This is a genomic window from Planococcus circulans, from assembly GCF_020023385.1.
GTDB lineage: Bacteria > Bacillota > Bacilli > Bacillales_A > Planococcaceae > Planococcus.
The window spans coordinates 1-13,453 of sequence record NZ_JAIQCL010000003.1; the positions used below are offsets into that span (position 1 = coordinate 1).

Genomic DNA, 13,453 nt, shown 5'->3' on the forward strand with positions numbered 1-13,453 from the left:
CCTAACAAATCTAGAAAACCCTTCACTCAAGGATCCGGAGCACAAGGCGGTGACTCCTGCGGGAGCAGCGAAGCGACGAAGTGCCGAAATCCACTCGGGCGCCAGTCCGAGTTAGTTCGGCGCGAGCCCGTGGAAAGCGTCCGCCTGGAGCGCAGGATCCGGTTTAAACAGGATGAAATGTGTATTCATTCTTTAAATGACATCAATATTCTTTTGTCTACAAGCTCAGCGGAATCCACCACAGGATTCCGCTTTTTACTATCCAGAACAACAATCAAAAGTTATTCAGACGTAAGCTTTAGTGAAAGGCTTGGTCATGTCCACCACATCTCATCTAAAGACTCTTTCACCATAACAGGTTTCAAATTCTCTACAGCTTTCGTAAATCCTTCATTAATCGACATCAGCCCGTCCTCGTGTTCGATGCTGACGACATAATCGTAGTCGTAGAGGCGTAAGGTGCTGATGATGTCCGCCCATGTTTTTTGATTGTGGCCGAATCCAACAGTGCGGAAATACCACGCACGATCTTTCATCTCGGAATAGTCGGTCATATCGGTCAAGCCATTGCGGTTGGTGTTCTGTTGATCGATGACGGTGTCCTTGGCATGGAAATGGTGAATGGCGTTTTCGCGTCCAAGAATTTTGATGGCTTCTACTGGATCGATGCCTTGCCACCACATATGGCTTGGGTCCAAGTTCGCCCCGATGGCCGGACCGCACGCGTTACGCAGCCGCAGCATGGTTGCAGGAGTGTGTACGGAAAAGCCGCCGTGGAGTTCAAGGCCGATTTTGACGTTGAGCGATTCGGCGAGACTGTTTTTTTCTTTCCAATAAGGAATCAACTTTTCTTCCCACTGCCATTTCAGGACTTCCTGGAAATCGTTTGGCCATGCAGCGACCGGCCAATTGGGGTACAGCGCGTTTTCGTGGTCGCCGGGACAGCCGGAAAATGTGTTGACGACCGGAACTCCAAGTTTTGAGGCCAGCTGCAGGGTCTTGACGAGCAATTCATCCGCAGGACCCGCAATCTGCTTTTGCGGATGGAGCGGGTTGGCATGGCAGCTGAGAGCGCTGATGATCAAGCCGGCATCTTTGATTTGTTGTGTGAAAGTTTTCTGTTTTTCCTCATCTTCAAGCAGCTCATCCAATTTGCAATGAGCATCTCCTGGATAGCCGCCGGTGCCAAGTTCGATTGCCTCGATGCCTTTTGAAGATACATAAGCGAGCATGTCATCAAAGTTTCTATCGGAAAATAATACAGTAAAGACTCCCAATTTCAATAGAATCCCTCCAATCTTGTTTTCTGAATATACTGACATGTAAACCGTTACATTATTAACATATAGAAATAATGTATTTAAATCAATGTATTTTTAATTAAAAAAAGATTATTGACAGATAATTCTGAATAAATTAAGATGAAAATGTAATCGATTACATTTCGGGTCGAGAGGGTCGTACGAGAAAGAAGGAAAGAATATGGCAAACATCCAACAAGTGGCTAAGCATGCAGGGGTTTCAGTTGCAACAGTCTCGCGGGTGCTCAATGGAAAAGATAAAGTAACAGCCAAAACAAAACAGAAGGTGGAGGAGGCGATTCAATATCTAAACTATGAGCCAAGCATGCTCGGCCGAAACCTGCGGAATTCGGAAAGTCGCATTGTACTGATTCTGATTCCGACGATTTCGAATCCATTCTACTTTGAGATCATCAAAGGAATCGAAAACATGGCACTCAGCCAGAATTACAGTATTTTATTATGCGAAACGGATTCGAAGCCGGAAAAGGAGGAGATTTATTTCGATTTGCTGCGGAAGAAGATGGCGGATGGGGTTATTTCGATGGATCCTGCGGTAAACGTGGAGACCTTAAAAGAGCTTGCTGAAAACTACGCCATTATCCAATGCAGTGAATACGGAGGAGGCATTGGAATTCCATATGTCACCATCGACAGCGAAGAAGCTTCTTATCGTGCGGTAAAGCATCTGATCCAGATCGGACACCGGAAAATCGCATTGATGAATTCCGATGAGAAATTCCTCTATGCCCGCGAACGGCGGATGGGCTATGAGCGGGCACTCGATGAACACGGTATTCCGCTGAATGGGGATTATATCTTCTATACGCAGGAACTGGGTTTTGAACAAGGACAGCTGGCTATGAAAAAAATTCTTCAGTTAGAAGACCGGCCGACCGCAGTATTTGCCGTCTCAGATTTATTGGCGATCGGTGCTCTCAAAGAAATCAATGCTGCAGGCCTCAACGTGCCGAAAGATATTGCCGTAGTCGGTTTTGATAAGATTGATTTTTCCAATATGACAAATCCGGCACTGACAACAGTCGCACAGCCGATGTATAAAATGGGAACGGTAGCGGCACGTATGCTGATTGAGAAGATACAGGGGAAAACCGTGGACAGTGTAGTTTTAGGCCACGAACTGGTTATACGGGAATCGACGACGGGGTGAACCAGCTGAGTTCAGCGCTCTATTATTAACGTGTTTGATGGTGGAGCGCTGGCCTTAGCTGTTAATGTAATGCTTGCATCAAAGGGGAGCTTATAAAAAAATGAAGGGGTGGATAAAGTGAAGAAATTATGGATCATTTTATTGTCTATCATCACAATTTTTGCATTGGCAGCATGCGGCAACGCGGAAACAGAGGATGCAGGTTCAACAGATGAAGGAGGAGGAGATGAGCAATTGACGATTGGCATCTCACTTCCTTCGGCAACGCACGGCTGGATGGGGGCATTGATCGAAAGTGCTGAACAGCAGGCGATGGCTTTAAAAGAAAGCGAAGGCATTGATTATGTCATGACCAACGCAGCAGATCCGAACACACAGGCAAACGACGTGGATGACCTGATTGCACAGGAAGTGGATGTTATTGTCATGCTGCCGATCGAATCCGCGGCTTTAAGTCCGGTCGGACAAAAAATTAAAGATGCCGGCATTCCGCTGGTCATCGTTGACCGTGAACTTGAAAATGATGCAGCGACGGTAGTGGTCAAAGGGGACAATGAAGGCATCGGTGTCAATGCCGGGAAATACTTCGTGGAACAATTGAATGGCGAAGGGAAAATCGTTGAAATCACCGGTCCCCCAAGTTCTGTGACCGAACAGCGGGGCTCAGGATTTAAAGAAGCCGTTGAAAGCGAACCGGGTATGGAAATCATCGCTTCACAAAGCGGAGATTTTTCGACTGAGACATCTCTGGAAGTTATGCAGAACATCCTGCAGGCAAACCCAGAAATTGATGCGGTCTTCACACAGGATGACGGCATGGCACTAGGCGTATTGCAGGCGATTGAAGAAGCAGGCCGTACGGATATCCAGTTTGTCACAGGCGCAGGCGGAGCAAAAGGCGTTTTTGAAGATATTCAAAACGATGGACTTATGAAAGCCACATTCCTTTACTCGCCGACTATGGTGGAAGACGCGGTGAAAATTGCGGCAGACATTGCCCAAGGAGAAGAACCGGCTGAATCGATGGTCGTGAAGGAAGCGACGCAAGTAACAAAAGAAAACGTGGATGAGTATTACGATCCGGAATCGAAATTCTAAGTGAACTGCTGGGAAATGCAATGGAGCCATTGCATTTCCTCTTTTCCTATAAGGGGGTAAAGATATGACTTCACATCCTTTTGTGGCAATGAATAATATCGGGAAATCGTTTAACGGTGTACCCGTTTTGAAAAATGTAAATCTGGAAGTGGAAAAAGGTGAAATTCATGCCTTGCTTGGCGAAAACGGAGCCGGCAAATCGACACTGATGAATATTTTAGGCGGTGTCCATCAACCAGATAGCGGACAGATCTTTGTCAAAGGCGAAGAGGTGGCAATGACAAGTCCCCATGTTTCTCAGGCACAAGGCATAAGCTTTATCCACCAGGAGCTGAATATGGTCGGTGACTTAAGAGTGTATGAAAACATGTTTCTAGGTTCAGAAATTCGCAATAGAATCGGAATTTTGAACGTGGAAGAAATGTGCCGCCAAACTCATAAAATTTTAGCGGAACTTGGCGTTACGATCAATCCGAAAGAATATGTCCGCAATCTTGCGACCTCCTATAAGCAGCTGATTGAAATTTCAAAAGCTCTGCTGCACAAGTCCCAGTTGATCATCATGGATGAACCGACGACCTCGCTCGCAGAACATGAGGTGAGCCGTCTTTTTGAACTGATGAGGAACTTGAAGAAATCCGGTGTTTCCATCATTTATATTTCACATAAATTGAAGGAAATCCAGGAAGTGTGCGATCGCTATACGGTTTTACGGGATGGCCAGCTGGTGAAGACGGACGTCATGCAAAACGAAAATCTGGAAGTGATCACTAAATTGATGGTAGGGAAATCCATTTCCCAGGAGCGGTACGTGCATGAGCACAGCTTTGGAGATCTGGCGTTAGAAGTAGAGGGCTTATCAAGTACAGGTTTATTCAAGGGCATCAACTTCACTGTACAAAAGGGCCAAATCGTGGGTTTTACGGGTCTCGCAGGCGATGGCAGGACCGAGCTCTTTGAAAGTTTGTTCGGGTACCGGAAGAAATACGCCGGCACAGTCAAAGTGAAAGGCAAAGTAGTGAAAATAAATCATCCCCGAAAAGCGCTGAAAGCGGGGCTGGGCTATGTGCCGAAAGACCGGAAAGAGAATGCCATCATCAAAGATTTGAGCGTTATCCATAATATGAGTTTGTCGTCGATGGGAAATTTTGAACGGATGGGTTTTATACAGGACAAAAAAGAACAGCAGAAATTCAACGACTATAAAAAATTATTGAATATTAAAGTGCACAATCCGCGCATCACTATCGATAAATTAAGCGGCGGAAACCAGCAGAAAGTCATCATCGCCAAATGGTTGGAAGCGGAAACGGATATCCTGATTTTCGACAATCCGACGCAAGGGATTGATGTCGGCGCCAAACAGGAGATTTATCAGCAGATCCTGGCACTGGCGAAGCTGGGCAAAGCCATTATTATCCTGTCATCTGAAGCGCCGGAAGTGATGAGGATCTGCCACAATATCCACGTCATGTACCACGGGGAAATCACGGCACGATTTACAGGAGATGAAGCGAACGAAGAAGAGATTATGCATTACGCTACAGGAGCAAAAAAGGAGGGAGAGAAAATTGGCTAACATAGATGCAAAAGAATACAGTCCAGAATCTTCAAGCATGAAAAGCCGGTTGTCCTGGCTTTGGTCAGAATACAGTGTCATTATCGCATTCGTCATTATCTATATTGCTGCCTCCGCGATGAACCCACGATTTCTCGATCTCAATAACCAACTGAATATCTTGATGCAAGTCTCGATCATCGGAATTATTGCACTCGGCATGACGGTGGTCATGCTGTCAGGGGGCATCGATTTATCAGTCGGTTCCGTCTTAGCGCTCGCCGGTGTTGTATCCGTATTGGCTTTGAATGCGTCAGGCAGTATTTTAATAGGTGTTTTTACGGCACTGCTAGTTGGGGCGTTTGCGGGGTTCCTGAATGGCCTGATGGTTGCAAAAGGCAGGATCGCTTCATTTATTGCCACCCTTGGGATGATGGCGGGAGCGCGTTCGATTGCACTTTACATTGCTGAAGGAGGCAGTGTATCGGGTGAAGTCAGCGGATTTACCGCCATTGCCAACAGTGACTTTTGGATTTTCGATTTTCCCGTCATCATCTTCTTTGCGATGGCGGTATTGATTTACGTATTGATGCACAAAACCCGATTCGGCAGGTACGTTTATGCCCTGGGATCAAACGAAAAAGCGGCGATGCTGTCAGCGATCCGTGTAGACCGCATCAAAATTGGGGTCTATACCTTGATTGGTACGCTGGTCGGGGTCGCGGCCGTCATTGAAACTTCACGCCTGAACTCGATATCTTCTTCCAGTTCGGGTGCACAGTACGAACTCGATGCCATTGCAGCCGTAATCATTGGAGGTACGCGCATGACCGGCGGCCGCGGAAAAATAATTGGGACGATTTTCGGAATTCTGATCTTGGGTATTTTGAACAATATGATGAATCTGATGAATGTCTCTCCGCATCTTCAGGGATTCGTTAAAGGATTGATCATCATCATTGCAGTAGTGTTCCAAAAAAGAGAATAGGAGGAAATTGAATGGGCATCAAAGTAGGCATTATCGGATGCGGTTCCATTACAAAAATGCGCCACGCACCGGAATATTCAGCGAATCCATATGTTGATGAAATTGTTTTTTACGACCGCAACCTCGACCGTTCAGAAGCGATGGTGGAACTGTTTGGCGGGACTCTCGCAAAAAGCGTCGATGAATTGTTTGCTGATCCCAGCATCGATGCAATCAGCGATTGTTCATCGAATGAGCATCACCATTTATTCTCTACCAAGGCGCTTCTAAGCGGAAAGCATGTGCTGTGCGAAAAACCGATTTCCTTGACGGTGGAATACGCGAAAGAAATACTGGCAGCCCAGAAAAAATCCGGAAAAAAATTGATGGTCGACCATAACCAGCGATTCACGCGCGCACATCAGAAAGCTAGAGAAATCCTTGCCAGTGGGGAAATGGGGAAGATACTGACATTCCGCACGGCATTCGGGCACTCAGGCCCCGAAGCCTGGGGAATCAATAAGACCAAGTCCACGTGGTTTTATAAGAAGGAACGGTCGGGGTTTGGCGTTGGCGGAGATCTGGGCATCCACAAGATAGATTTACTGCATTACTTGCTCGATGATGAAATTGTCCAAGTGAGTGCATTTCAAGGAGCTTTGCATAAAGTGGATGAAAATGGTGAGCCAATTGAAGTATGCGACAATCTGGTATGCAGTCTGGCAACCCGAAAAGGACGTCTCGGCAATGCGGCGTTTTCTTGGACGTATTACGGAGAAGAAGATAACAGTACCATCGTCTATTGTGAGAAAGGCATCATGAAAATTTACCACAACGAGCAGTACCAGCTGGAAATCATCATGCAATCCGGCGAAAAAATAAACTATGAGCTGGAAGCGATCCAGACGAACGATAACCAGACCCCCAGTGGTGTCATCGATGCGTTTGTCGATGCCATCCGTTTGGACCAGGAGCCGATTGTAACTGGTGAAGATGCACTTAAATCGTTGAGAGTCATTCTGGGCATCATGGAATCGGCTGAAACAAAACAGGTGATCACAATTGAAAAAGAGTCTTTCCTTCATCAATAGGGAGAGACTCTTTTTTGAATGTTTCTGTACATAACGGTCATTTCATGAAGGAATCATCTATTCAGCGAAAGTCCGACAAATATGTGGCCTCAAGAGTAGGCGGTTTTAAAACCAAGTTGACAAGTAGGTTTTAAGTGTAGTCTAATGTGAATAAGCTTTTTAGCACGAGTAGATAGATTTAGAACAGGCATAGGAGGATTCAAATGGTACATGAACAATATCCGGTCATCCCAGAAGCTGACTCATTTTTTCTGAAAGGAAATAGCATGGGGATTTTATTGTGCCACGGCTTTTTAGGCACGCCGCAAAGTGTAAAGGAATTGGGTGAGGCAATTGCTGCCCATGGCTATACGGTTTCTTGTCCACGGCTTCCTGGCCACGGTACGCATTTCAAAGACCTCGAACAGTTTGTCTGCGACGATTGGTTTGCGCGGATAGAAGAGGCCTATAAGGAGCTCAAACAGGCATGTTCCAGCGTTATCGTCATTGGGCAATCGATGGGCGGGACCTTGAGCTTGGATTTGGCCAGCCGCTATCCGGATATTCAAGGAATTGTCCTGATTAATCCGGCGATTGACATCCCTGCGTTTGAACCATACCGCGACCAGCCGTATTCCGCTTATGTCACCGAAGGCCAGCCGGATATCAAAAAAGAGGATGCGCTGGAAATCACTTATGAGAAGGCACCAGTCAGAGCGTATCAGCAATTATTAAAGTATATGAACGCCGTCGATGCTAAGCTTGCGGACGTGCGCTGTCCGGTCGTCTGTTTCCAGTCGCTCGAAGATCATGTTGTACCACCGGGCAATACGGATTACATTCTCCGCAGGGTTCAATCAGAGAGAAAGAGGAAATACGAATTGCACAATTCCTATCACATTGCTTCCATGGACCATGAATTGGATTTTATTGCCGAAAAAGCCATTCAGTTTGCCGAAGAAACACTCCCCTTACTAGTGGGTGAAAAGCTTTAGAGCTTAGTCGGAGTGAACTTAAGAACGGTCATATTGCAACCTGCTGCTGTCGCTCAGTTAATTGTTTAATAGAAAGCGAGTCAAATGATTGAGACATTGTATAAAAAGGATTCTTTCGGGCCATTCGGGCCTGTAAGAATCCTTTTTAACTTTCTGGCAAAGAATATAAGCGCATTTCTGATAATAAAAGAGGAAAGGGGGAACTACAATAATATAGGAAAATGAGGGGATGCCGCTGCCAGCCGCTGTAACAAACGAAAGAAAGGAGGAGGAAACCATGGTGAGGGAAGATCGATTACGCAAAGAGCGTGAAGTGAATCCGTTGACCGATATTTGGCTGCGCACACGTGAAACCGTCCGCTTCGTCATTGACCGCAAGTCCGCTAAATACATCATTTTGCTCATTGTCTTGACGGGGTTTGCTTCAGGCCTGCTCGGGCTCATGAATACGAGAAGCGCCAACATGCCGGCGTGGGCAGCTGTTCTTCAGGCATTGGTTACCGGTCCGATCGGGAGTGCGTTTGGTTATTTCCTGGGAGCCGCTATATTGTTGCTGGTTGGGCGGCTGTTCAAAGGAACGGCAACCTATCAGGAAATGTTCAAAGCATTGGCTACAGCTCAAATACCACAAATTTGGCTTCTGCCACTGCTGATTATCTGGGCTTTTGCGTCACCTGAAACGTTCTTTGCAGACCGGCGGGATGTGGAGGGCAATCTGCTTGTCGTTGTCATGTCCTTGGTGATGGGGGTAGTGTCTGTTTGGACATTCGTCATCGTCTGCAAAGCAGTAGGCGAAGCCCATCGTGTCTCGTCTTGGAAAGGATTTTTCATTGTCATTCTGCCAGGCATCATAATCACCATCTTTGTTCTGCTTATTGTTTTTGTCTTGTTTGCCTCATTTTTTAACGGGTTCTGATAGAGCCATGTTTTAGTAGGGAGCAAGTCAACGCGATCAGGAAAACGGGTTAGCAGCCTGTGGAAGAGTTTAAAATCAGTAGCATATCGAGTAGGAATTGAAGCTGCTGTTTCTGCGTCCAGACTGTGCAGGAACAGCGGCTCCAATTTACATTTTCATTGCTGTTCAGTTCACCTCTTGTCTATTAGAATTCGGACGGGCGTAGTGTTTTGGATCCTGAGCCAAATCTGCTGAGAGCAAATATAGAGATATCCAATTGGCTTTCTCCTGCTAAAGCCAATTGGCTCAATACTTCTCCCATGACACTTCCAAATTTAAAGCCATGGCCGGAAAACCCGCAGGCGAAAATGACACGAGGATCTTCGGGATGGAAATCGACGATAAAATCATTGTCAGCCGAAAGGGTATATAAACATGTTTTTCCTTGCTTTAGTTTGCCGTTTGCACGGGGGAGGTAAAGCTCAAGACCCTGCCTCAAGTCGCCTTCATCTGATTCGTGTGCTCCAAAGTTCTGGGTCTGCAGATTCGGGTCGATCGGCTGTCCGCCATCCGACCTTCCGATTTTAAGGCCCGCTCCATTCAAACTGGGGAAACCATAGAACTTTTTATCTTGGTCTTCTACAAAAAAAGCTGGAAAGTTAACTGCGTCATATAATTTGGAAGGCGCTTCGAACCAAGCCACAGCTTTACGGATCGGCTGGATCGGCAGCTTCAAATCCGGCAACAGGTTGGCTGCCCACGCTCCCGCCGTGACGATTACTTTCTTGGCATGAAACGTCATATGTTCGGTCGTGATTTTTACACCTTGTTCGTCGTGAAGATCGATGTGTTGAACGGGTGTATGGGCAACCAGCTGTGCTCCGTGTGTAATAGCCATTTTTTTGTATGCCCGAATGGCATTCTCGCTGTAGAGGATTCCTGATTCTGATTCAAAGCAGCCGATGAAATGGTCAGGTACAGAAAATCCCGGCCATCTTTCGTTGATTTCCTTGCCGGTCAGCATCTCTAACGGAAGGTTATACTTATGAGCAGCCGCAATTGTCTCCTGCAGGAAGGGCGAATCCTGCGGGCCAAGGCCGACGACCCCGGTTTTTTCAAAGATGTTGAAGCCGGTTTGCTGCTCCAGTTCCTCCCACAATTGCTGCGCACGTTTTACTAATGTAACGTATTGCCTCCCTTCGCCGTAAGCATGGCGGATCAAGCGGGTATCGCCATGATGGCTGCCATGGATATGCGGAGGATCAAAGGCATCGATCAAAACAGTTTTCACGTTTTGCTGTGCCAAAAAAGCGCCGGCAGCCATTCCCATTGTTCCAGCTCCAATTATTGCGACATCATAAATAGCTTTTTTGGTCATTTTCTCGCTCCAATCTTCTTTGCTAGTAAAGTGGTTTTAAAACGACGCTCTCCTGTAAAAAAGCAAGGGTGAATTATTACTAGATGGTATGAAAGATGTGAGGGATTGTCAATCGTCCATTATGCGCTATACGCCTTGAATTATTTCAACGGGAACTCAGAAACTGGTGGACACTCTGCAATGGAGCTCCATTCGTTGGGTATAAACGCCAATTTTGTGCAAAAAAATTTTGAGTAAATTCGAAATAGAATAAAAATGTATTTGACATGAGAGCCAATGTCAAATACTATCGTTAATATGAAAAAAAAATTAAATAACTTATCAAGAGAGACTGAGGGACAGGCCCTGTGAAGTCCAGCAACCATCATTTTTATGAGAGGTGCTAATTCCTGCAGAGTGTTTTATTCTGAGAGATAAGAATTTGGCTGAAACCTCTTTCCTATTGGAAGAGGTTTTTTTGTTTCCAAAGGGCGATTGCAAAAATGATTTTCTTGAAAAGTAGAAAAAGGAGGTTTTCGGTGACTTGGAAATATGCAAAAGAAAAAGGATGACCCCATGTATGGATAAGCAACTAGTCCTTTGCCGGCAGTAATGTCTTTACATTTAGCTTACATAGCAAGAAAAATTGGCTTTTGCCTTTCCCCATCAAATTGACTTACGGCTTGTTGCCTAAAAAAGGAGCATGAAAATGAAAAGAAAACATTATGTATTGGGATCCCTGTTTTTATCACTGGGTGTAATCGGGGCGTTAAGTGGGTGTTCGTCGGAGGAAGCGACAAGTGCAACGGGCGATCAAGTGGTTGTGGTAGGAACGCAAAATGATTATCCGCCATTTGCTTTTGCGGATGACACTAATGAATTGACAGGGTATGACGTCGAGATGGTGAAAGCGATCGATGAAAAATTGGATGGCTATACATTCGAGTTTGTCGCCGTTCCGTGGGATAGCATGTTTCTTGCACTCGAATCCAATAAGGTTCAGGCAATCGCAGACCAAGTAGCAAAAACACCTGAACGCCAGGAAAAGTACTTGTTCACCGATGAATCTTATTTTGCAGCAGAAACAGTCATTGCGGTGAAAACCGGAAGAGAAGACATCCAGACTGTAGAGGATTTAGAAGGAAAGGCGGTTGGCGCTTTAGCGGGGGATTCTTATACGCTGTTGCTGGAGGAGTATAACGAAACAGCAGATACGCCCATTGAGTTGAAATACAGCGAAAGTGGAAACCCTTCGGAAATTTTGCAGGACGTGCAAAATGGCCGTGTCGATGCCTACGTGAATGATCCGATTATGATGAATGCGGTGTTGGAAAAAAACAATTTAGGAGTAGAAATTGTGGGGCAGCCTTTGGTCAATGATGACATGGGAATTGTGTTAAAAAATGGAGAAGAGGGCGAAAAATTAAAATCCTTAATCGATCCCATCCTGAAAGAACTTAAAGAAGACGGTACCTTAACGGACCTGTCGATCAAGTGGACTGGCGGAGAATATATCCCTGAATAGGTCTGTGGAAGGAAAGAGAAAATGGAAAATCTACTGGATATACAATTTTTAATCGAAAGTTTTCCTGCTATTATTTCACGGCTCCCGATTACCATCGGGATAGCTGTCGGCTCATTGATTTTGAGTTTAGTTATCGGGGTTTTCACCGCATTGATCAAAATATACAAGGTTCCGGTATTAAGTGTGGTTTCATCGATATACATCTCTTTTGTCAGAGGAACGCCTTTACTGGTCCAAATCTATTTGGTGTTTTATGGAATACCGAAGATCATCTATTATTTACAGATTGAATATGGCTGGCTTCAGTCCGCCGACGTCAACAGTATACCGCCCGAAGTATATGCGCTACTGGCTTTTTCCATTAATCTGGGCGCTTATTTGTCCGAGACGATCCGGTCAGCGATCGAATCGGTTGATCGGGGACAATTTGAAGCTGCAAAAGCAATCGGGATGAAGCCTACACAAATGATGCTTCAAATCATTTTCCCGCAGGCGTTGGCAGTCGCAATCCCGAACCTGGGAAATATGTTCATCAGCACGATCAAAGACACGTCGCTGGTTTTCATCATTGGCGTCGTGGACATTATGGGGCAAGCCAAAATTCTTGGGTCCCGCGGTTTGGCATTTTTTGAAGTATACATTGCGGTATCCATCGTCTACTGGATCCTTTGCATAATAGTAGAGCGGTTGCTGGTGAAAATCGAGAAGCGGGCTCGCAGATATGAAAGAGGGATTGCCTCATGATTAAATTGGAAAATATCCATAAATATTACGACAGCCATCATGTGCTGAAGGGAATCAATATAAGCGTCGATAAAGGCGAGGTTGTTTCTATTTTGGGACCAAGCGGCTCAGGCAAGTCGACACTGTTGCGCTGCATCAATTTCCTGGAGCAGCCGACCAGCGGAATAGTGGAAATCGGCGGCAACCGAGTGGACGTTGAATCAGCCAGCAAGTCGGATATCTTTGCTTTGAGAACGTCGACAGGAATGGTTTTTCAGCAATACAATCTGTTTAAAAACTTAACCGTGCTGCAAAATGTAATGATCGGGTTAACCAGTGTCAAGCAACTGAAGAAAGACGAAGCGAAAAAGAAGAGCTTGGAAATTCTCGAACGGGTGGGCTTGTCGAATAAGCTAAGCCATTATCCGGTACAACTATCGGGTGGCCAGCAGCAACGGGTGGGCATTGCTCGGGCACTTGCACTCAATCCGGAAGTGTTATTGTTTGATGAACCGACGTCTTCTCTGGACCCAGAGCTGGTTGATGAAGTTTTGGCGACAATCAGAAGTGTGGCAGACACAGGCAAAACGATGTTTATCGTTACCCATGAGCTTAACTTTGCGCGTGAAATCTCGGATCGTGTCATTTTCATGGAAGACGGTGTCATCATCGAAGAAGGCACTGCGGATCAGCTTTTTACTAACGCAAAAATGGAAAGAACAAAGCAATTTTTAGGCAAAGCCACCCGGAACAATTAATAAATCGCAAAAAGAGCTTGGATTTGGAAAGGATG

12 protein-coding genes and 1 riboswitch are annotated in these 13,453 nt (G+C 45.8%); of the genes, 10 read left to right on the forward strand and 2 right to left on the reverse strand.

Annotated elements, in window-relative coordinates; genetic code table 11:
* Nucleotides 1–314 precede the first annotated feature (314 nt).
* On the reverse strand, nucleotides 315–1,283 hold the full coding sequence (locus K8U60_RS06455; RefSeq protein WP_223636058.1) for a sugar phosphate isomerase/epimerase family protein: 969 nt from the start codon (nucleotides 1,281–1,283) through the stop codon (nucleotides 315–317).
* Between the two features lie 199 nt (nucleotides 1,284–1,482).
* Here K8U60_RS06455 and K8U60_RS06460 point away from each other — a divergent pair, with 199 nt between their 5' ends.
* The 7 genes from K8U60_RS06460 (at nucleotide 1,483) to K8U60_RS06490 (ending at nucleotide 9,076) form a co-directional block, all read left to right on the forward strand.
* Complete coding sequence (locus K8U60_RS06460; RefSeq protein WP_223636060.1) at nucleotides 1,483–2,472, forward strand: LacI family DNA-binding transcriptional regulator; 990 nt, start codon at nucleotides 1,483–1,485, stop codon at nucleotides 2,470–2,472.
* Between the two features lie 117 nt (nucleotides 2,473–2,589).
* Nucleotides 2,590–3,570: a substrate-binding domain-containing protein gene (locus K8U60_RS06465; RefSeq protein WP_223636062.1), complete on the forward strand. Its 981-nt coding sequence runs from the start codon at nucleotides 2,590–2,592 to the stop codon at nucleotides 3,568–3,570.
* Between the two features lie 64 nt (nucleotides 3,571–3,634).
* On the forward strand, nucleotides 3,635–5,149 hold the full coding sequence (locus tag K8U60_RS06470) for a sugar ABC transporter ATP-binding protein (protein WP_223636064.1): 1,515 nt from the start codon (nucleotides 3,635–3,637) through the stop codon (nucleotides 5,147–5,149).
* On the forward strand, nucleotides 5,142–6,116 hold the full coding sequence (locus K8U60_RS06475) for an ABC transporter permease (protein WP_223636065.1): 975 nt from the start codon (nucleotides 5,142–5,144) through the stop codon (nucleotides 6,114–6,116). The genes K8U60_RS06470 and K8U60_RS06475 overlap by 8 nt, the downstream gene beginning before the upstream one ends.
* Before the next feature lie 11 nt (nucleotides 6,117–6,127).
* Nucleotides 6,128–7,186, forward strand: coding sequence for a Gfo/Idh/MocA family protein (locus K8U60_RS06480; protein ID WP_223636068.1), 1,059 nt, complete (start codon nucleotides 6,128–6,130; stop codon nucleotides 7,184–7,186).
* Between the two features lie 203 nt (nucleotides 7,187–7,389).
* Nucleotides 7,390–8,160: an alpha/beta hydrolase gene (locus K8U60_RS06485; RefSeq protein ID WP_223636071.1), complete on the forward strand. Its 771-nt coding sequence runs from the start codon at nucleotides 7,390–7,392 to the stop codon at nucleotides 8,158–8,160.
* 277 nt (nucleotides 8,161–8,437) lie between these two features.
* Nucleotides 8,438–9,076 (forward strand): Yip1 family protein, encoded by a 639-nt coding sequence (locus K8U60_RS06490; protein WP_223636075.1) that lies wholly within the window; start codon nucleotides 8,438–8,440, stop codon nucleotides 9,074–9,076.
* Between the two features lie 184 nt (nucleotides 9,077–9,260).
* Here the strand turns inward: K8U60_RS06490 and solA are convergent, their stop codons facing one another.
* Entirely contained in the window at nucleotides 9,261–10,433 is a 1,173-nt protein-coding gene (gene solA / locus K8U60_RS06495) for an N-methyl-L-tryptophan oxidase (protein WP_223636076.1), read from the reverse strand.
* 315 nt (nucleotides 10,434–10,748) lie between these two features.
* Nucleotides 10,749–10,853: riboswitch (SAM riboswitch) on the forward strand.
* 268 nt (nucleotides 10,854–11,121) lie between these two features.
* On the opposite strand from solA, the gene K8U60_RS06500 reads away from it, so the two are divergent.
* The 3 genes from K8U60_RS06500 to K8U60_RS06510 are packed head-to-tail and all read left to right on the forward strand — an operon-like array spanning nucleotide 11,122 to nucleotide 13,418.
* Nucleotides 11,122–11,937 carry a transporter substrate-binding domain-containing protein gene (locus K8U60_RS06500; protein ID WP_223636078.1) on the forward strand — a complete coding sequence of 272 codons (816 nt, stop codon included), beginning with the start codon at nucleotides 11,122–11,124 and terminating at the stop codon, nucleotides 11,935–11,937.
* A 21-nt stretch (nucleotides 11,938–11,958) separates the two neighbouring features.
* On the forward strand, nucleotides 11,959–12,681 hold the full coding sequence (locus K8U60_RS06505) for an amino acid ABC transporter permease (protein ID WP_223636080.1): 723 nt from the start codon (nucleotides 11,959–11,961) through the stop codon (nucleotides 12,679–12,681).
* Nucleotides 12,678–13,418 carry an amino acid ABC transporter ATP-binding protein gene (locus K8U60_RS06510; protein ID WP_223636082.1) on the forward strand — a complete coding sequence of 247 codons (741 nt, stop codon included), beginning with the start codon at nucleotides 12,678–12,680 and terminating at the stop codon, nucleotides 13,416–13,418. Before K8U60_RS06505 ends, K8U60_RS06510 begins: the two co-directional genes overlap by 4 nt.
* The last annotated feature ends 35 nt before the right edge of the window (nucleotides 13,419–13,453 follow it).